This is a genomic window from Agrococcus lahaulensis DSM 17612 (assembly GCF_000425105.1).
Lineage (GTDB): Bacteria > Actinomycetota > Actinomycetes > Actinomycetales > Microbacteriaceae > Agrococcus > Agrococcus lahaulensis.
Window position 1 is genome coordinate 722148 of the sequence record NZ_AULD01000005.1, and the last position, 19156, is coordinate 741303.

The following is a 19156-nucleotide window of genomic DNA, read 5'->3' on the forward strand; positions in this document are numbered from 1 at the left end:
ATGCTCGAGATCGAGGGACTCGAGCTGCTCGAGCCGACGGTGCAGTGGCGGCTCGCCGAGGTGCAGCTGCTCAACTGGGGCACCTTCGACGGCCTCCACCGGGTGCCGATCGCGCGCAAGGGGCAGCTCATCACCGGCAGCTCGGGCTCTGGCAAGTCGTCGCTGCTCGATGGCATCGCCGCCGTGCTCACGCCCGACGGCATGCTGCAGTTCAACGCGGCCGCGCAGGGCGCGGGCGGCGGGCGCGGCGACCGCAGCATCGTCAGCTACGTGCGCGGCGCGTGGTCGAAGGCCGCCGACGAGGAGCAGGATCGCGTCGTCAGCCGCTTCCTGCGGCCGGGCACGGTCGTGAGCGGGGTGCTGCTGCGCTACCACGACGGGGCCGACGCGGTGGTGACGCTCGCACGGCTCATGTTCCTGAAGGGCACGTCGACCGACAAGGGCGACTTGCGCGACGCCTACCTGCTCGAGCAGGGCGAGCTCGACCTCGAGCGGCTGCGCGGCTTCGTCACGAGCGGCGCGAACGGCATCGACACCCGCGGTCTGCAGCGCGCTCATCCGAAGGCGGTGCTGACGACGAGCGGCAAGCATGCGAAGTTCTACGCGCGGCTGCAGAGCGTGCTCGGCATCGGCGGCGACAACGCGCTGCAGCTGCTGCACCGCACACAGTCGGCGAAGAACCTCGGCAGCCTCGACCATCTCTTCCGCACCTTCATGCTCGATCGGCCCGCGACCTTCGCGATCGCTGACAACGCGGTGCAGCAGTTCGGCGAGCTGGACGCCGCACACCGGCACGTCGTCGACCTGCGGCGCCAGCGCGACGCGCTCACCGTCATGCGCGACCTCGGCGACCGCTACGACGACGCATCCGCACGCGCCACCGCGGCCGGCGAGCTGCGCGACCTCGTGCGGCCGTTCGAGGCGCGCGAGCGGCTGCGGCTCGCCCGGCAGGAGCGCGCGGCGGCCGAGATCGCCGCGCAGCAGGCAGGGGCGGCGCTCGCCGCGGCGCGAGCGGCCGACGCGGCCGCGGCCGACGACCACCGGATCGCGCAGCAGGCGCTCGATCGCGCAGGCGGTGCCGATCTCGTGCAGCTCGACGGCCGCATCCGAGACGCCGAGCGCGAGGTCGGGCACCGGCAAGCGCGGCTCGAGCGGCTCGCGCGCCAGCTCGCCGACGTCGGCATCGACCGTGCGCCCGGCGACGAGGCGCAATTCGCCGAGCTGCGGGCGCTCGCTGCCGACGAGCTCCAGCAACCGGCGGCGAAGCTCGACATGGAGCACCCCGCGGTGCAGCGGCTGGCCCAGTCCACCGAGCGGCGTCGGCGCATCGACGCCGAGCTGCAGGCGCTGCGCGACTCCCGCAGCAACGTCGACTCGCGGCGCTTGGGTGTGCGCGCGAGGCTCGCCGAGCACCTCGGCGTGCCCGAGCAGGCGGTGCCGTTCGCCGGCGAGCTGCTCGAGGTGCTGCCGGGCGAGCGCCGCTGGACGGGCGCGATCGAGCGGGTGCTGCGGCCGCTCGCGACGACGCTGCTCGTGCGTGCCGAGCACCTGGGGGCCGCGCGGCGCTGGATCGACGCGGAGTCGCTGGGGACGCGGCTCGTGTTCGAGGCGGTGGAGGCGGACGTGTCGTCGCCGCGCTCGCTCGCGAGCGACGCGTCGCTCGTGCGGAAGGTCGCGGTCGCCGACGGCGGCTTCCACGACTGGCTCGCGCACCGGCTGTCGGAGCAGTACGACATCGCGTGCGTCGAGACCGCCGACGAGCTCGACCGCTTCGCGCGCGCCGTCACGATCCGCGGACAGGTGAAGCGCTCCGCCACGCGCTACGAGAAGGACGACACGCACGCGGTCGACGACCCGACGCGGTGGCTGCTCGGCTCGAGCGAAGCGCGCCACGAGGCGCTCCTCGCGCAGCGCGCCGAAGCGGATGCCGACGCGAAGCGCGCGCACCGCGAGGTCGAGCAGCTGCAGGCTGACGTCGCGCTCAGCACTCGCCGACGCCAGCAGCTCAGCCAGCTCGTGACCGAGTCGTGGGAGCAGTACGACGCTGACGGCGCGGCCGCGCGCGTCGCGCAGCTTCAGCGGCAGCGGGTCGTGCTCACGAGTGCGAGCGGCGATCTCGAGCGCGCGGCAGCGGCCGAGCAGGAGGCCCGGGCCACCGCGGCGGCCGCGCGCGCCGCCGCCGATGAGGCGCTCGCCGCAGACCGCGCCACCGAGCGCGAGCTGCAGAGCCTGGCCGCCGCGATCGCAGAGGCCGAGCGGTCGATCGCGGCCGACGGCCGGGGCGAGCTCACGTCCGAGCCGGTCGAGCAGCTCGAGGCGCGGTTCCGCGAGGTGCGGCGGCGCATGACGCTCGCCGAGCTCCCGGCCGCCGCGCGCGAAGTCGAGGGGCGGCTCGGCCGAGAGCGCGAGCGCGCGATCGGCGAGCGCGACCTCGCCGCGCAGGACTTCGCGGCGGCCGCGACGAGCTTCAAGGAGAAGTGGACCGTCGCATCCGCCGACCTCGTCGCCCGCGTCGACGATCGCGCCGGCTTCCGGGCGCTGCTCGAGACGATCGAGGCGAACGACCTGCCCTCGCAGGAGCAGAGCTTCCGCCGGCTGCTGCGGGCCAAGTCGAGCGACGTGGTCGGCTTCCTGCGCAAGGAGCTGCTCGACGCGCCGAAGGAGGTGCGGGAGCGCATCGCGCCGGTGAACGAGTCGCTCGGGCGGTCGCAGTTCGACCGCGACCGCTTCCTGCGCATCCGGGTGAAGCTCACGCGCGGCGACGTCGTGCAGCGCTTCATGCAGGAGCTCGCGCGGATCGCCGAGGGCAGTTGGGACGACGAGGACGCCGCGTCGGCCGAGCGCCGGTTCGAGGTGCTCGCGCAGCTCATGGCGCGCTTGGGCTCGAGCGAGCCGGCCGACCGCAAGTGGCGCGAGCTGTGCCTCGACACCCGGCTGCACGTCTCGTTCCTCGCCGAGGTCGTCGACCGCGCCGGGCTCGTGCTCGAGACGTACGACTCCGGCGCGTCGCTCTCGGGCGGGCAGCAGCAGAAGCTCGTGGTCTTCTGCCTCGCGGCGGCGCTGCGCTACCAGCTCACGCAAGAGGGCTCGGAGCGGCCTCGCTACGGCACGGTCATCCTCGACGAGGCCTTCGACAAGGCCGACAGCAGCTACACCCGCATGGCGATGGACATCTTCGTCGAGTTCGGCTTCCACATGGTGCTCGCCACCCCGCTCAAGCTGCTGCAGACGCTCGAGCCCTACATCGGCGGCGTCGCGGTGGTGCAGAACCCGACGCAGCGGCAGTCGACCGTCGACCAGCTCGGCTTCGAGCGATCGCGGTGATCCCGGTCGACGAGGCTCGCGCTCGCGTGGCAGCGCGGGTTGCCGCGCTCGCCCGCGACTGGGCCGCCGATCCGGCGGCCGCGGCCGGCGCGGTCGTGCGCATCGCCCTGCACCCGCCGAGCGAGCGCGAGGCGCTCGAGCGGCAGGCGGCGGTGATCGCGTGGCGCGACGCCTGGACGCGTGCCGCGACCGAGCCGGGCGTCGCGCTCGAGTGGGCGACCCGCAGCTGGAGCCGCCTCGGCGCGCAGTCGGTGCCCGTGCGCGTCGCGATCGAGGGAGCTGATGCGCTGGCTCGCTTCGCCGGGCGAGAGGCGACGGATGCATGGGGGCGCGTGCGCGACCGGGTCGCGGCGGCGATCGACGGCCTGGACGGCGGCGCGGCGGTCGCCGCGGCCGCGCGCTCGCACGCGACCGCCCTCGCCGCCTACGGCGACGACGAGTTCCAGACGGTGCTCGACGTCTCGCGCTGGCTCGCCGAGCACCCGGTCGATGGCATGCGGCCGCGACAGCTGCCCATCCGCGGCGTCGACTCGAAGTGGTTCGGCGCGCACCGCGCGGTGGTGTCGGCGCTCGTGCTCGCGGCGAGCGGTCGGGAGTCGCTCGGCATCGTCGGCGATGCGCAGCAGTTCCGGGTGCGGCTGCTCGACGAGCGCGTGCTCCCGGGCGCTCCGCGGGCCTTCGGCGCGTCGGTGGATGAGCTCGCGGTGCTCCGCGTGGAGGCCGACGCGGTGCTCGTGCTCGAGAACCTCGAGACGCTGCTCGCGCTGCCGCCGATGCCCGGCGTCGTCGCGGTGCACGGGGCCGGCTACGCCGCCGCCGAGCTCGCGCGCATCCCGTGGCTCACGGGCGCGCGAGTGCGCTACTGGGGCGACCTCGACTCGAACGGCTTCGCGATCCTCCACCGGCTGCGGTCGGCGCTGCCGTCGGTGGTAAGCGTCGTCATGGACGAGGAGGCGCTGCTCGCGCATCGCGACCTGTGGGTGCGGGAGCCGAAGCCGGCTCGGGGCGCCTACCCGACGCTCGAGCCGTTCGAGCAAGCGGCGCTCGACCGCGTGCGCGACGAGGGCGACGTGCGCCTCGAACAGGAGCGCATCCCGTGGGCATTCGCGCTTGAGCGGCTCGACGCCGCACTTGCTCAGCGGTAGAGCACGTCGCGCCTGCCCAGGGTCACGACGACCACGAGCAAGCGGTCGTCCTCGATCGCGTAGACGACGCGGTAGTCGCCGCTGCGCACCCGCCACTCCGGCCGCCCGGTGAGCTTCCTCGCTGCTGGCGGCCGCGGATCCTCGGCGAGCAGCTCGAGCATCGCCTGCACGCGACGCTTGCCGTCCGGCGGCAGCCTCCGAAGGGCGCGTGCTGCCGAGGTGAGCAACTCGACGCGGTAGCGCTTCACGACAGGCCGAGGTCGCGCCTCACCTCGTCCCACGGCACGGGCACCTCGTCGAGCCGCTCGGCCTCGTCCTGAGCCGCTGCCGCCGCCCTGATGTCCGCGAGCTCTTCCGCGTCGTCGAGCAGCCGTCGCAGGACGTCGGCGTCGACGATCGCGGCGACATCGCGGTCGCGGCGAGTGAGGTAGACGGGTGCGCTCCGCGCCCGGTCGACGAGCGTCGAGAGCCGGTCGCGCGCGGCGGTGATGGTGACCCGATCCATGCGGCGAGGGTAGCGCCGCTGCCCGAGAATGGGAAGAAGTCCCGATCGCGCCATGTCAGCTCGCGAGGGCGTCCGAGGTCATCGGCATCGCGGAGAGCTCACCGGGGCGCATGCCGACAGAGAGCAGCAGCGCCATCATCACCTCTGCAGCGACGGTCCAGACCGAGCAGCCCGGCACCATCGAGACCGCTGGGTTGCCGTGCTCGCACCGCTCCCACTCGAGCTGGGCGAAGCACTCGGGGAGCGGTACAGAGAGCAGCAGTCGCAGCTCCCAACCACCGTCCTCCTCGATGTGGATGGTGACTCCGGCGCGCGCATCGACCGGCACCCTGCCATCCGGCCCCGGCTCGTGCTCGTGCTCCGGGCACGGCCGCATGCCGCGCGCGACGATCTCGTCGGGGTGCAGCGCGGCGACCGGGAGCACCGAGGCCGCGCCACCCCGCATGCGCACGTGATCGAGCACCTGCACGAGCTCGTGGAGGTCACGCTTCCAGACGGGATTGCCGAGTCGTGAACCGGTGATCGCCCGCCTGCCTGCGACGTCGCCCTCCGCAGAGCCGAGCCGCGCCTGCTCGCGCGGCCGTACGGGCGCGCCCGCGTGCCGCGCGACCTGCTCGGCCTCGGAGCGCGTGCGCGCGATGCACTCGAACGACCCGCCTCCCTCGACGTCGAAGGTGAACCGGTGGGTCGCATCCGCTCTCATGACCGCAGGATGCGCGCAGCGGACACGGCTTCGTGCGGCTAGGACGACTGCTTGTGGAGAACGCGCACCTCCTCATGCGCTGTGCACCAGCCGCACACCGCGCTCAGCCCGGCTGGCTACCGTGCTGATCCCGACGCGAAGGAGCCAGTCATGACCGACCAGACGCACGCCGACGACGCGCACCTCGAGACCACCGACCAGCTGACGTTCCAGAACCCCGTCGACCGCTACCCCGCGATCGAGCCGCCCGAGCAGCACCAGGAGGAGCCGGGCCTCGACTCCGAGATGACGCCGAAGAGCGACCGCGGCGAGCACTCGTACCGCGGCACTGGCCGGCTCCAGGGCCGCAAGGCGCTCATCACCGGCGCCGACTCCGGCATCGGCGCGGCCGTCGCGATCGCGTTCGCTCGCGAGGGCGCCGACGTCGCCATCAACTACCTGCCCGCCGAGGAGTCCGACGCGCAGTGGGTCAAGGAGATCATCGAGGCCGAGGGCCGCACGGCCGTGCTCCTCCCCGGCGATCTCACCGACGCATCCTTCTGCGAGACCCTCGTGACGGATGCGGTGCAGGGCCTGGGCGGCCTCGACATCCTCGTGAACAACGCGGGCAAGCAGATCGCGCAGGAGTCGCTCGAGGACATCGAGGACGAGCAGCTCGTCGACACCTACGCGGTGAACGTGCTCGCGATGTTCCGCATCACGAAGGCGGCGCTCAAGCACCTGCAGCCTGGGTCGACGATCATCAACACGACCTCGGTCGTCGCCTACATGGCGCCGCCGGTGCTGCTCGACTACGCGTCGACGAAGGCGGCGATCAACAACTTCACGAAGGGGCTCGGGCAGCAGCTCGCGCCGAAGGGCATCCGCGTCAACGCGGTCGCGCCCGGCCCGATCTGGACGCCGCTGCAGCCGACCGACGGCCAGCCGACCGAGGAGCTGCCCGAGTTCGGCAAGTCGACGCCGCTCGGCCGCGCCGGCCAGCCGACCGAGCTCGCGCCCGCCTACGTGTTCCTCGCCTCGCCCGAGTCGAGCTACGTGATCGGCGAGACGCTCAACGTGAACGGCGGCATGCCGACGCCCTGACGCGAGCTGCAGATGTGTGGCGATCGGCTGCTTCCCGTCCCATGGGGGAGCCGATCGCCACACATCTGCGTCGCCTCCGTTCGCGGGATGCGACGATCGACGCATGAGTGCGACGACCTTGCGGCGGACCATCGCGGTGCTCTTCGCGCTCGCGCTCGTCGCGCAGCTCGTGGTGCTCTACGTGCCCGACCCGCCGTCCGACATCCCGGCGCCGGCCGGCTCCGACAAGCTCGTCCACTTCGCGGTCTTCGCCGCCCCGGCGCTGCTCGGCGTGCTCGCTGGGCTTCGGCCGCTCTGGCTCGGCGCGGCCCTCGCGGCGCACGCCGTGCTGTCGGAGGTCGTGCAGCACCTGCTGCTGCCCGGCCGCTCGGGCGATGCGTGGGATGCGTTGGCTGACCTCGCCGGCGTCGCCGTCGGCCTCGCGGCCGGCTGGCTCGCGCGTCGCAGCGCGAGCGGCACGCTGGGTGCGCGCGATCGCGACCCAAGGCATCCGGCACGCTGAAGCCGAGGCGTTTCCCACGCGCCCATGCAGATCGACCACAGGTCGCGTCGATACCGTTGACGATGCGCAACCGCGCTCAGCCGCCCTCCACGGAGACCCCATATGACAGGCAACGCGACCACCCGCTTCGACAACGTCGCCCTGCTGTCGGTCGCGAGCACGCTGCCGAGCCGCGTGACGACCTCCGAGGACATCGAGCACCGCCTCGGTGACGCGCTCTCGCGGCTGCGCCTCAAGGGCGGGCTGCTGCGCCGGGTCGCGGGCGTGCTCGAGCGCCGCAACTGGGATGCGACGGCGGGGGAGTCGGCGGACGCCGCGACCGTCGATGCGGGCCGTCGCGCGCTCGCGGAAGCGGGGGTCGAGCCCGGCCACGTCGGCCTGCTCATCAACACGAGCGTCACGCGCAAGCACCTCGAGCCCTCCGTCGCCGTGCGCCTGCACCACGAGCTCGGCCTGCCGACGAGCGCCATCAACTTCGACGTCGCCAACGCGTGCCTCGGCTTCGTCAACGGCATGAGCCTCGCGAGCGGCATGATCGAGGCCGGCCAGATCGACTACGCGATCGTCGTCAACGGCGAGGACGCCGACGACATCCAGGTCAACACGATCGACCGGCTGCTGCGCGACGACGTCGACCGCACCGGCTTCCTCAGCGAGTTCGCGACTCTCACGCTCGGCTCCGGCTCGGCCGCCGCCGTGCTCGGCCGCGCCGACAAGCACCCCGACGGCCACCGCATCCTCGGCGGCGTCACGCGCGCCGCGACGCAGTTCCACGACCTCTGCGTCGGCAGCGTCGACGGCATGTACACGAACGCGAAGGCGCTGCTGAAGGGCGGCCTCGACCTCGTCGTCTCCGCCTGGCGCGAGGCGGCCCCCGAGTGGAACTGGTCGAAGATGGACCGCTACATCACGCACCAGGTCTCCTCGGTGCACACGAACGCCATCATCAAGGCGGCGGGCCTCGACCCGGCCCGGGTGCCCACGACCTTCCCGCGCTTCGGCAACGTCGGCCCCGCATCCATCCCCATCACCCTCGTCGAGGAGCGCAAGCACCTCCAGCGCGGCGACCGGGTGCTGCTCATGGGCGTCGGCTCGGGCCTCAACACGGCCATGATGGAGCTCGCCTGGTGACTGCGCCCGCCGCTCCCGCCGCGCTGCCGCCGACGGGGCTGCCGGGGCTCGACCCCGACTGGAGCCGGCTCGTCGCCGTGCCGGGCGCGGGGGCGGATGCGGGACGCACCCGCACGTGGCACGTGCTCGACACGGGTGGTGCGCTCGAGCGCCTCGGAGCGGCGCCCGCCGGCACGATCCTCGCGGTGCACGGCAACCCGACCTGGAGCTACCTGTGGCGGTCGATGCTCGCGGCCTCGGTCGCGGCCGCGTCGGTCGGCGAGCCCGCGTGGCGCGTCATCGCCGTCGACCAGCTCGAGATGGGCTACTCGCAGCGCACCGGGATGCACCGCCCGCTCGCGCAGCGCGTCGCCGACCTCTCGGGACTGACGGATGCGTTGCAGCTCGAGGGCCCGATCGTCACCCTCGGGCACGACTGGGGTGGCGTCGTCTCGCTCGGCTGGGCCGTCGACCACCCGGAGCTGCTCGCGGGCGTGACGCTGCTCAACACGGCGATCCACCATCCGGAGGGCGTGCCGATCCCCGCGCCGCTGCGGCTCGCGGGCGCGCGCGGCGTGCTCGCCGCCTCGACGGTCGCGACGACCGCCTTCCTCGACACGACGCTCGCGCTCGCGAGCCCGCCGCTGCCGGCGGAGGTCAAGGACGCGTACCGCGCGCCGTACGGCTCGGCCGATCGCCGCGGCGGCATCGGCGGCTTCGTCGCCGACATCCCCGTCGACGACTCGCACGAGAGCCGTCCCGAGCTCGACCGCATCGCGGCAGGCGTCGCGGCGCTCGAGGTGCCGGCGCTCATGCTGTGGGGGCCGAAGGACCCGATCTTCAGCGACCGCTACCTCGACGACCTCGTCGACCGGCTGCCGCACGCCGACGTGCACCGCTTCGAGGGCGCGAACCACCTCGTCGCCGAGGAGCGCCCCTACGCCGAGGCGATCCTGCAGTGGCTGGCGGCCGAAGGCGCCGCTCCCACCTCCGCTCGTCGAGTAGGCGCCGAAGGCGCCGTATCGAGACGGGAGGGACAGGTCTCGATACGTCGCCCTGCGGGCGACTACTCGACCAACGGGGGACCGGCGGCCGACTACTCGACCAACGGGGGACCGGCGGACGACTACTCGACCAACGGGGGACCGGCGGACGACTACTCGACCAACGGGGGACCTGCGGACGACTACTCGACCAACGGGGGAGCGGAGGACTTCCGCCCCCTCTGGGCCGGCCTCGACGCCCGCGCCACCGACGACGACGTCGCCGTCATCGACATGGCCACGAAGCGCGGCCACGCCCGCCGCGTCACCTGGCGCCAGCTCCACGACCGCGTGCTCGACCTCGCCGCGGGCCTGTCCGAGCTCGGCGTCCAGCGCGGCGACCGCGTCTCGCTCCTCGTCCAGCCCGGCCCGACGCTCACCGCCGTCGTCTACGCGTGCCTGCGCATCGGCGCGGTCGTCGTTGTCGCCGACGCGGGCCTCGGCGTCAAGGGACTCACGCGCGCCGTCCGCGGCGCGTGGCCCGACGTCGTCATCGGCGAGCGGCTCGGCCTCACCGCTGCCCGCGCGCTCGGCTGGCCGGGCATGCGCATCTCCGCCGAGCGGCTGCCCTACGCGGCGAAGGCCGCGCTCGACGTCTCGCACAGCCTCGGCCAGGTCGCCGCGCTCGGCGCCGCGATCCGCTCGAGCGGCGAGGCGCCGCCGCCCGAGCCCGGCCCCGACGACGACGCCGCGATCCTCTTCACCTCCGGTTCCACGGGCCCCGCGAAGGGCGTCGTCTACCGCCACGGCCAGCTGAGCGCCCTCCGCGACGTGCTCGCCCGCCACCTCGAGATCACGCCCGAGACGGGCCTCGTCACGGGCTTCGCACCGTTCGCACTCCTCGGTCCCGCGCTCGGCACGCGCTCAGCCACGCCCGACATGGACGTCTCCGCCCCCCGAACGCTCACCGCGACCGCGGTCGCCGCGGCGGTCCGCGAGTCGGAGGCCGGCATCGTGTTCCTCTCGCCCGCGGCGGTGCTCAACGTCGTCGCGACGGCGGATGCGCTCGGTCCCGACGAGCGCGCCGCGCTCGCGCGCGTGCACACGTTCCTCTCCACCGGCGCGCCCATCGGCGAGGCCCTGCTCGCCTCGGCCGCCGAGGTGATGCCGAACGCGACCCCGCACACGCCCTACGGCATGACCGAGTGCCTGCTCGTGACCGACGTGACGCTCGAGGGCATCCGGGCCGCCGCATCCGCCCCCGACGCCGGCGTCTGCGTCGGGAGGCCCATCGGCGACAATCGCGTGCTCGTGAGCGCGCTCGACGCCGACGGCCGCGCGACCGGCGCGCCGAGCGCCGAGCCGGGCGTGCTCGGCGAGATCGTCATCGCCGCGGGGCACCTCAAGGACCACTACGACCGCCTCTGGCTCACCGACCGCATGGCGGCGCGCGACACCGAGGCGCTCGTCGACGCGGACGCGCCCCGCTGGCACCGCACCGGCGACCTCGGCCACCTCGACGCCGAGGGGCGCGTGTGGATCGAGGGCCGCACGCAGCATGTCATCGTCGCCGCCGACGGCCCGATCGCGCCCGTCGGCCTCGAGCAGGACGCCGAGTCGGTCGACGTCGTGCGCCGCGCGGGCGTCGTCGGCGTCGGCCCGCACGGGCTGCGGCAAGCCGTCGCGGTCGTCGAGACCATCCCGCCCGTCGCGCGCCCCGGCCTCGCCGAGCCGGAGCTCGCTGCCGCCGTGCGCGAGCGCTCCCGGGTGCCGCTCGCCGCCGTGCTCGCGGTGCCGCAGCTGCCGACCGACATCCGCCACAACTCCAAGATCGACCGCTCGCGCCTGTCCGACTGGGCCGAGCGCGTGCTCGCGGGCGAGAAGCCGAACGCGCCGTGATCGTCGTCGTCACCGGCGCATCCGGCTTCCTCGGCCGCGCCGTCGCCGCCGAGCTCGTCGCCGCCGGCCACGAGGTGCGCACGCTCCAGCGGCGCCCGTCGCAGGTGCCCGGGGCGACGGATGTCCTGGGCTCCGTCACCGACGCATCCCTCGTCGCGCGCGCCCTCGACGGCGCCGAGGGCGTCGTCCACCTCGCCGCGAAGGTCTCGCTCGCGGGCGACCCGGCGGACTTCCGCCGCGTGAACGTCGACGGCACGCGCACGATGCTCGACGCCGCCGAGCGCGCGGGCGTCTCGCGCTTCGTGCAGGTCTCGTCGCCCTCGGTCGCCCACGCGGGCGCGGCGCTCGCGGGCGTCGGCGCCGAGCCCGCCTCGCCCGAGCACGCGCGCGGCGACTACGCGCGCACGAAGGCCGAGGCCGAGCTGCTCGCCCTGTCCCGCGACTCCGCGTCGATGCGCGTCGTGGCCGTGCGGCCGCACCTCGTGTGGGGGCCGGGCGACGCGCAGCTCACCGAGCGCATCATCGACCGCGCGCGCCGCGGCACGCTGCCGCTGCTCGACGGCGGCACCGCGCTCATCGACTCGACCTACGTCGACAACGCCGCGAGCGGGATCGTCGCGGCCCTGAAGCGCGCCGACGCCGCGCACGGCAACGCCTACGTCATCACGAACGGCGAGCCGCGCGCGATCGGCGACCTCATGGCCGGCATCTGCCTCGCCGCGGGCGTGCGCCCTCCGCGCTTCAGCGTGCCGGCCGGCCTCGCGAAGGCCGCGGGCAGCGCCATCGAGCGCGCCTGGGCGATCCGGCCGGGGCAGGACGAGCCGCCCATGACGCGCTTCCTCGCCGAGCAGCTCTCGACCGCGCACTGGTTCGACCAGCGCGACACGCGCCGCGATCTCGACTGGGCACCGAGCGTCTCGATCGACGAGGGCCTCCGCCGCCTCGCGGCGCACTACCGCTCCGCCGGCGGCTGAGCCCCATCCCGCGGGCTGCGCCGGTCCGCGCGAAGCGCGACCAGCGGAGAGGTCCTCGGCTACGCGACGAGCCCGCTGCCCTCCGCGGCGAGCGCATCGTCGGCCGCAGCGTGCCCCGGCGCGACACCCGGCCGCGGGTCGAGGTGGATGCCGGCGATCATGCAGCGCACCGAGCCGCCCGAGAGCTCGAGCGTCGGGATGTCGACCGCGACGATCTCGGCCGAGCGCTCGATCGCGGCGACCTGGTCGTCGCGCAGCGACCGCCGCGCGCGCCCTGACAACGCCACGATCGGCCGCCAGCTGCCGTCGGCGTGCCGACCGGTGAGCTCGATCGCGTTGCCCGCGAACTCGCCCACCTGGTGCTCGGTCAGCTCGACGACCTGGCGACCGTGCACCGACAGGCGCTCGCCCAGCGCTTCGCGGCGCGACGCATCCGGCACCATCTCGAGCGCGAACATCGCCATGCGGGTGCCGATCCAGCCGAGCACGTTGGTGTGGTAGACCGGCAGGCCGCCGGAGTCGAACGCGTCGAAGGCCATCGGCTCGTACGCGAAGTCGGCGCAGAAGCGCTCGAGCGCCACCTGGTCGGCGCGGTGGCTGCGCGCCATGTAGGCGACCCGCGAGTCGTGGTCGATCACCATCGCTCCCGTGCCCTCGAGGAAGATGCCGTCGGCCTCGAGCCCCGAGTAGTCGACGATCGTCTGCACCCGGTAGTGCGCCTTGAGCATCTCGAGCACGTCGCCGCGGCGCTCGTGCCGGCGGTTGGGCGCGAACATCGGGAAGACCCCGACCATGCCGCCCGGATGCGTCGAGATCCAGTTGTTGGGGAAGACGCTGTCGGGGCGCGTGGGGTCGTCGTCGTCGAAGACGTGCACCGTCACGCCCGCCGCACGGAGCGCGTCGGCGACTGCGTCCATCTCCCGCGTCGCCTGCGCCGACAGGGCCGCGGGGTCGACCGCGGGCGGGTCGGCCTGGAAGGCGTTGTCGGCGGCCGTCGCGGGGTTCACGCGGAACCGGCGCGAGCGTACGAGGATGACGGCGGAGGGGGCGACGTTGCTCACGAGAGCCGAATGTAGCGCGCGCCGACGCCCCAGGCGGGCACCGGGCGAGCGATCTTGATCGAGGGCTGAGCGCGCGTCAGTCGGCGGGCCGCGCGCCGATGCCCAAGCCGCCCTTCCGCCGGTGCACCGAGAGGTAGCGGAGGCCCTCCTCGCCCGCGGTCACCGCGCGCCGCGAGCCGCGCGGCAGCCACACGATCGCGCCCGCTCGCAGCGCGACCGGCTCGCCGTCGGTCTCGAGCGTGCCGGCGCCCGCGAGCACGTGCCACAGCACGTCCTCGGCCGGCCCGTCGTGCGGCTCGATGCGCCCGAGCGGCGGGAGCGCGATGACGTTCGCGTCGAGGTGCCGCTCGGGCTCCGCGAGCCGCCACACCGCGCCGCGCTCGTCGGCCGCGCCGGTGCGCGCGGCGAGCGCGGCTGCGTCGGCCACGACGCGAGGCGCGCCGAGCGCGCCCTCGTGACCCACCGCATCCGTCATCTCCGCCTCCGCGGCCAGGCTAGAGCCCCGGCGCGATCCCCGGCATGCTGGGGGCATGGACGCCGTGCACCTGCCCACCCTCGCCGACGAGCTGCTCGCGACCGCGCGCGAGGCCTCGAGCGGCCGCGCCGGGCGGTCGACCCGCTCGGGCCGCGGGCTCTCGCTGCGGCAGACGGTGCTCGCGCTCACCGAGGGCAACGGCATGGACGACCACTCCGCGAACGGCGAGGGCACGCTGCACGTGCTCGTCGGCCGCGTGCGGCTGCGGTGGGGGAGCGCGTCGCTCGAGCTCGCGGCGGGCGACCTCGTCGACATCCCCGACGAGACGCACGCGGTGGATGCGCTCACCGACGCGGTGTTGCTGCTCACGATCGCGGTGCGGTGACGACGTGAAGGCGATCCGGCAGCGCGCGGCGGGCGCGCCGCTCGAGTGGGCGGATGCGCCCGATCCCGTCGCGGGGCACGGCGAGGTCGTCATCGACGTCGTCGCGACCGCCGTCAACCGGGCCGACGTCATGCAGGCCGCCGGCAAGTACCCGCCGCCACCCGGCGCCTCCGAGATCATCGGGCTCGAGTGCTCGGGCACGATCACGGCGCTCGGCGAGGGCGTGGAGGGATTCACGCTCGGCGAGCCGGTGTGCGCGCTGCTCGCAGGCGGCGGCTACGCCGAGCGGGTCGCGGTGCCGGCGACGCAGGTGCTGCCCGTGCCTGCCGCCATCGCGCTCGACGAGGCGGCGGCGCTCCCCGAGGCGGTCCTCACCGTCTGGACCGCGATCCGCGACGTGCCGCCGCCCTCGCCCGACGGCCTCGCGCTCGTGCACGGGGGCTCGGGCGGCATCGGCACGATGGCGATCCTGCTGCTGCGCGCCCACGGCTGGCGCGTCGCGACGACCGCGAGCGCGCGCCACCACGACCTCGTGCGATCGCTCGGCGCCGAGCTCGCGATCGACTACCGCTCGGAGGACTTCGTCGAAGCGGTGCTCGGCGCGACCGAGGGCCGCGGCGCCGAGCTCGTGCTCGACGTCATCGGCGCCGACTACCTCGACCGCAACCTCGACGCCCTCGCCCTCGACGGGTCGCTCACGATCATCGCCGTGCAGGGCGGCTCGAGGGCGGAGATCGACCTGCGACGGCTCATGCAGCGCCGGGTGACGCTCCGCGCCATGACGCTCCGCGCGCGCCCGATCGAGGGCCGCGGCTCGAAGGCGGATGCGGTGGCCGAGGTGCGCGAGCACGTCTGGCCGCTGTTCTCGACCGGCGAGATCCGCCCCGTGATCGGCGCGACGATGCCGCTCGCCGAGGCGGGCCGCGCGCACGCGCTCATGGGCTCGGCGGACGCCCCGGGCGGCAAGATCCTGCTCCTGCGGTAGGGGCCTCGCGGGCCGTCCGCACCGCCGCGACGGCGCGTCGCAGCGCCTCTCCCATGTGGGTGGCCGGTGGTGGGATCGAGCCCAAGGGTTCGATTCGAGGAGGCATCACCATGGCACGCAGCGAGCGCAGCGCGCGCTTCGGGACGGCGAAGACATCGTGGCTCCAGCGCCACACGGTCGCGGTGGAGGCCGAGCACCAGCTGCTCGAGCACGACCGACTGCGAGCGCAGGTGCAGGCCACGCGCGGCCTGCTCTAGCAGCGCGGCACACCATCGGCGAGCGGCGGCCGGGCCGCCCGCCGCGCCTCGCGGTCTGAGGTCTTCTCACGAGACCGCCGCGCCGTGCGAGCACGAGCGCCGCGCCCCCGTACGGTGCGAGTGTCACGCACCACGCACCTAGGGAGCCTCCGTGCCCGATCTGCTCAGTCCCGTCGTCATCCTGATCGTCGTCGCGGTCGTCGTCGTCGCGATTCTCATCGCCGCGGGCGTCCGCCGCTACCGCATCGCCGAGCCCGACGAGGCCATCATCGTCACCGGCCGGAAGGGCAAGACGACCGTCGACGCATCCGGCCATTCCTTCACCGACCTCTCGGGGCAGAAGGTCGTCACGGGCGGCGGCGTCTTCGTCATGCCGTTCGTGCAGAAGTCGTTCAAGCTCTCGCTGCGCTCGCGGCGGCTGCTGTTCAACACGACCGCGCAGACCAAGAACGGCATCACGATCCACGCGCAGGCGGTCGCCGTGATCAAGGTCGGCGGCACCGAGGAGATGATCCGCAACGCCGCCCAGCGCTTCCTCTCGCAGCAGGAGGAGATCGAGTCGTCGACGCAGGAGGTGCTCTCGGGCTCGCTCCGCGGCATCATCGGCCAGCTGACAGTGCTCGACATCATCCACGACCGTAAGGCACTCGCGGATGCGGTGCTGCAGGCCGCCGAGGACGCCCTCACGAAGCAGGGCCTCGTCGTCGACACGCTGCAGATCCAGGAGATCAACGACAACCAGAACTACATCTCGAACCTCGGCGTGCCCGAGTCGGCCGCCGTGCAGCGCGCCGCGGCGATCGCGAACACCGAGGCGCAGAAGGCCGCCGAGCAGGCGTCGATCGAGGCGAAGAAGCAGATCCTCGAGGCCAACCGAGTGCTGCAGCTGCAGGAGGCGGCGGTGCGGGCCGAGACCGACAAGGCCGTCGCGCAGGCTGCGGCCGCGCAGCCGCTCGAGGAGGCCGTGCAGCGGCAGGCGATCGTCGCGCAGGAGGAGATCACCGCCCAGCGCGAGGCCGAGCTGCGCGAGCAGCAGCTCAACGCCGAGGTGCGCAAGGTCGCCGATGCCGAGGCCTACCGCATCCAGGTCACCGCCGAGGCGAACGCGAAGGCGAAGGCCACCGAGGCGAACGCCGAGCGGGCAGCGCGCGAGGCGCGCGCCGAGGCCGTGAAGGCGGAGGGCAACGCCGAAGCGGCCGTCACCGAGGCGCGCGGCGCCGCGCAGCGCACCGCGCGCATCGCAGCGGCCGAGGCCGCGAAGGCCGAGGGCGAGGCCGAGGGCGTCGCGACCGCCGCGCGCGGCCGCGCCGAAGCCGAGTCGATCGGCGCGAAGGGCCTCGCCGAGGCGCAGGCGATCGAGGCGCGCGCGAAGGCGCTCACCGAGAACGCGCAGGTCGTGCTCGCGCAGGAGCTGCTGAAGGTCATGCCCCAGGTTGCGGATGCGTTCGGCAAGGCCTACGCGTCGTCGCAGATCACGGTCGTCTCGGCCGACGGCACCGGCAAGCTCACGGGCGACATGGTCGGCAACATGGCCTCGATGACGCAGATGATGAAGGACGCGACCGGCATCGACCTGCAGGCGATCGTGAACGCGACCGCGCAGGGCCAGGCGGCCGGCTCGGCGATGGCCTCGAAGGGGCAGGCCGGTCCGCTCCTCGCGCCGGGGCACCCCTCGGCGCCCGAGTCGGCGTAGCGCCGAGCACGACAGCGGCCGAGCCGGCACCGCGCCGGCTCGGCCGCTCCGCGCGCTGGGGCGAGCGTCAGCCCGCCGCGTGCGCCGGGTCGCCGCCCGTCGGATCGGCGCCCTCGCCGCTCGTGCCCGGCTCGCCGGCGTAGAAGCCGAAGGTCGCGGCGGCTTGCCGACGCGCGGTCTCGCGGTCGGTGCCGGCGAGGATCGACGCCTCGGCCCACGCGTCGGCCGCGCCGCGGTTGAAGGCCCTGCCCTCGTCGCTCAGCGCCCACGCCTGCCCCTGCTCGGGCGTCATCGCCGTGTCGGGCGCGGAGAGGTGCAGCGCGAGTCCGAGGAGTCCGCCGTCCCAGCCGACGCCCGTGGCGCCCGGGCCGAACGTCTCCCACATCTCCGCCGGCACATCCGCCTCGCGGGCGACGTGCTCGAGCTCGAAGCGGGTCGAGTCGCCCTCGCCCGTCAGCCGCACCTCGAGCCACGACATGCCGCCGCCGAACTCCCACGTCACGCGGTAGCGCGCGCGGTCGCCCGCGGGCGGATCGCACTCGAGGATCTCGCCGCCCGCGTTGCCCTCGGTCTGGTAGCGGCCGCCGAGCCGCAGGTCCCCCGAGACCGGCAGGAACCACCGCGCGATCCGCGCGGGATCCGTCACGGCGCTCCACACGTCGTCGATCGGGGAGGGGTAGCGCTGCGCGAGCGACTGCACGCGCGCTGGCGCGCGGTCGACCTCCGTGCTCCCCACCGTGCGCTCGACCGCGCCGAGCTGCGCCTGCACATCCACCATGGTCATCCCTCACTCGTGTCGCGCTCCGCGTCGAGCCGCCGCTGCCGGCGCCCTCGCGCGAGCTCGGTGTCGAGCGCCGCGAGCCGCGGCGCCCAGTAGCGGTCGAACGCGCTGAGCCACTCGCTCGCCTCGCGCGGACCGGCCGCATCGACCGCGTAGAGGCGCCGTCGCCCCTCGGGCCGCACGCTCGCGAAGCCGTGCTCGCGCAGCACCCGCAAGTGCTGGCTCACCGCCGGCTGGCTGATGCCGAACTCCTCGCCGATCGCCTGCGCGAGCTCGCCCGCGCTCGACTCGCCGTCGGCGAGCAGCTCGAGGATGCGTCGCCGCACCGGGTCGCCGAGGACGTCGAGCGCGTGCATGCCAGCACTGTTGCACCGTCGCTTATATAAGTCAAGAGTGAAGTGTGCATCTTCTGCAGATTCTCGGCCCGGGGAGAGCGCGTCGTGGGTAGCGTGGGCGCATGGCAGAGCTCGTGGACAACGACCGGGTGCGGCGCGCGGTGGCGGCCTTCGCCGCCGAGCCGAAGCACGAGACGATGCTCGACGTGCTGCGGGCATGCCTCACGGGGGAGCTGCTGCTCGACGTGACGGGCTCCGAGCTCAACATCTCCGAGGGCCGGCTGCACACGGGATCGAAGCTGCGCATCAACCAGCGCGTGGGCCCGGACGGGCAGCGGGCGCTCCTCGCCTTCACGAGCAACGACGAGATCGCGCGCATCCACCCGGAGGGCACGCGCTACCAGTCGATCGCCCAGCCCGCGGCGGCGGTGCTCGAGCTCGCGCGGCGCCAGGGTGCGGCCTGGCTCTACATCGATCCGGCGGAGAAGACCGCGGCGCTCTCGGCCTCCGACATCGACTTCGCGCTGCGGCACCCGCGCAACGACCGGCTGAGCGCCGCGATCGCGGCCGTCGAGACCGGGACGGCCTCGCGCGCCGAGGCGATCACCGCGCTCGTCGCCGAGGGGCCGCTGCTGCTCGCCGGCCAGCGCGCCGAGGGCCAGGGCGACGACGAGCCGCCGCAGCTGCGCGTGACGCGTCGCGGCGACGGCAGCATGGCGCTGCTCGCCTTCACCTCGGCGCCCGAGATCCTCGCGCGCGACCCGCATGACGGCATCGTCACGACCACCACGACGCACGTGCTCGAGCAGCTGCAGCAGGGACCGTTCGCGTCGATCGTCATCAACCCCGCGGGGCCCTGGATCGAGCTCAGCCGCGAGGAGCTCGTCGCCGCGGGCTGAGGTGCGTCCAGCGCGCTCTGATGCGCGCGCGGGATGGTGGAGGCTCCACCGACGAAG

General features: G+C 74.0%; 19 protein-coding genes. 12 read left to right on the forward strand and 7 right to left on the reverse strand.

All coding sequences use genetic code 11. The annotated features are described in order from the left end of the window. Both H508_RS0104085 and H508_RS0104090 read left to right on the forward strand, forming a co-directional pair. The gene (locus H508_RS0104085; RefSeq protein WP_035254033.1) at positions 1–3324 is read left to right on the forward strand and encodes an ATP-binding protein; all 3324 of its coding nucleotides are present in this window, start codon (positions 1–3) and stop codon (positions 3322–3324) included. A 26-nt stretch (positions 3325–3350) separates the two neighbouring features. Next, complete coding sequence (locus H508_RS0104090) at positions 3351–4469, forward strand: Wadjet anti-phage system protein JetD domain-containing protein (RefSeq protein WP_169514153.1); 1119 nt, start codon at positions 3351–3353, stop codon at positions 4467–4469. Here H508_RS0104090 and H508_RS17980 read toward each other — a convergent pair. Genes H508_RS17980 through H508_RS0104105 form a run of 3 tightly spaced genes read right to left on the reverse strand, consistent with a single transcriptional unit; the run spans position 4460 to position 5677 of the window. Further along, positions 4460–4750, reverse strand: a complete 291-nt coding sequence (locus tag H508_RS17980; RefSeq protein WP_342663253.1) for a type II toxin-antitoxin system RelE family toxin — start codon at positions 4748–4750, stop codon at positions 4460–4462. The genes H508_RS0104090 and H508_RS17980 overlap by 10 nt on opposite strands. Next, positions 4714–4974 carry a type II toxin-antitoxin system Phd/YefM family antitoxin gene (locus H508_RS0104100; RefSeq protein ID WP_026373133.1) on the reverse strand — a complete coding sequence of 87 codons (261 nt, stop codon included), beginning with the start codon at positions 4972–4974 and terminating at the stop codon, positions 4714–4716. Before H508_RS0104100 ends, H508_RS17980 begins: the two co-directional genes overlap by 37 nt. A gap of 55 nt (positions 4975–5029) precedes the next feature. After that, positions 5030–5677 carry a hypothetical protein gene (locus H508_RS0104105; protein WP_026373134.1) on the reverse strand — a complete coding sequence of 216 codons (648 nt, stop codon included), beginning with the start codon at positions 5675–5677 and terminating at the stop codon, positions 5030–5032. A gap of 150 nt (positions 5678–5827) precedes the next feature. Between H508_RS0104105 and H508_RS0104110 the strand changes: the two genes are divergently transcribed. From H508_RS0104110 to H508_RS0104130, 5 genes are all read left to right on the forward strand, one after another. Continuing rightward, a complete protein-coding gene (locus H508_RS0104110) occupies positions 5828–6760 on the forward strand; it encodes an SDR family oxidoreductase (RefSeq protein WP_026373135.1) in 933 nt (310 codons plus the stop codon). A 103-nt stretch (positions 6761–6863) separates the two neighbouring features. Then, the gene (locus H508_RS14435) at positions 6864–7262 is read left to right on the forward strand and encodes a VanZ family protein (RefSeq protein WP_035253761.1); all 399 of its coding nucleotides are present in this window, start codon (positions 6864–6866) and stop codon (positions 7260–7262) included. 102 nt (positions 7263–7364) lie between these two features. After that, positions 7365–8393, forward strand: a complete 1029-nt coding sequence (locus tag H508_RS0104120; RefSeq protein ID WP_026373136.1) for a 3-oxoacyl-ACP synthase III — start codon at positions 7365–7367, stop codon at positions 8391–8393. Next, on the forward strand, positions 8390–11254 hold the full coding sequence (locus H508_RS0104125) for an alpha/beta fold hydrolase (RefSeq protein WP_425393443.1): 2865 nt from the start codon (positions 8390–8392) through the stop codon (positions 11252–11254). Before H508_RS0104120 ends, H508_RS0104125 begins: the two co-directional genes overlap by 4 nt. Then, positions 11251–12228, forward strand: coding sequence for an NAD-dependent epimerase/dehydratase family protein (locus H508_RS0104130; protein ID WP_026373138.1), 978 nt, complete (start codon positions 11251–11253; stop codon positions 12226–12228). Before H508_RS0104125 ends, H508_RS0104130 begins: the two co-directional genes overlap by 4 nt. A 59-nt stretch (positions 12229–12287) precedes the next feature. On the opposite strand, the gene ctlX is transcribed toward H508_RS0104130, so the two are convergent. Then, complete coding sequence (gene ctlX / locus H508_RS0104135) at positions 12288–13289, reverse strand: citrulline utilization hydrolase CtlX (protein ID WP_026373139.1); 1002 nt, start codon at positions 13287–13289, stop codon at positions 12288–12290. A gap of 76 nt (positions 13290–13365) precedes the next feature. Then, positions 13366–13764, reverse strand: a complete 399-nt coding sequence (locus H508_RS0104140; protein WP_051222649.1) for a cupin domain-containing protein — start codon at positions 13762–13764, stop codon at positions 13366–13368. A gap of 55 nt (positions 13765–13819) precedes the next feature. Between H508_RS0104140 and H508_RS0104145 the strand changes: the two genes are divergently transcribed. From H508_RS0104145 to H508_RS14440, 4 genes are all read left to right on the forward strand, one after another. Beyond that, entirely contained in the window at positions 13820–14149 is a 330-nt protein-coding gene (locus H508_RS0104145; RefSeq protein ID WP_026373141.1) for a cupin domain-containing protein, read from the forward strand. Between the two features lie 4 nt (positions 14150–14153). Further along, positions 14154–15134 (forward strand): NAD(P)H-quinone oxidoreductase, encoded by a 981-nt coding sequence (locus tag H508_RS0104150; protein ID WP_026373142.1) that lies wholly within the window; start codon positions 14154–14156, stop codon positions 15132–15134. Between the two features lie 110 nt (positions 15135–15244). Further along, positions 15245–15391: a hypothetical protein gene (locus H508_RS17335; protein ID WP_156905977.1), complete on the forward strand. Its 147-nt coding sequence runs from the start codon at positions 15245–15247 to the stop codon at positions 15389–15391. 151 nt (positions 15392–15542) lie between these two features. Further along, positions 15543–17084 carry a flotillin family protein gene (locus H508_RS14440; protein WP_021011528.1) on the forward strand — a complete coding sequence of 514 codons (1542 nt, stop codon included), beginning with the start codon at positions 15543–15545 and terminating at the stop codon, positions 17082–17084. 67 nt (positions 17085–17151) lie between these two features. Here H508_RS14440 and H508_RS14445 read toward each other — a convergent pair whose 3' ends face one another. Both H508_RS14445 and H508_RS0104170 read right to left on the reverse strand, forming a co-directional pair. Then, positions 17152–17862: an SRPBCC domain-containing protein gene (locus H508_RS14445; RefSeq protein ID WP_051222651.1), complete on the reverse strand. Its 711-nt coding sequence runs from the start codon at positions 17860–17862 to the stop codon at positions 17152–17154. A gap of 2 nt (positions 17863–17864) precedes the next feature. After that, on the reverse strand, positions 17865–18221 hold the full coding sequence (locus tag H508_RS0104170; protein ID WP_021011526.1) for an ArsR/SmtB family transcription factor: 357 nt from the start codon (positions 18219–18221) through the stop codon (positions 17865–17867). Between the two features lie 101 nt (positions 18222–18322). Between H508_RS0104170 and H508_RS0104175 the strand changes: the two genes are divergently transcribed. Continuing rightward, entirely contained in the window at positions 18323–19099 is a 777-nt protein-coding gene (locus H508_RS0104175) for an SseB family protein (protein ID WP_026373143.1), read from the forward strand. Positions 19100–19156: the final 57 nt, after the last annotated feature.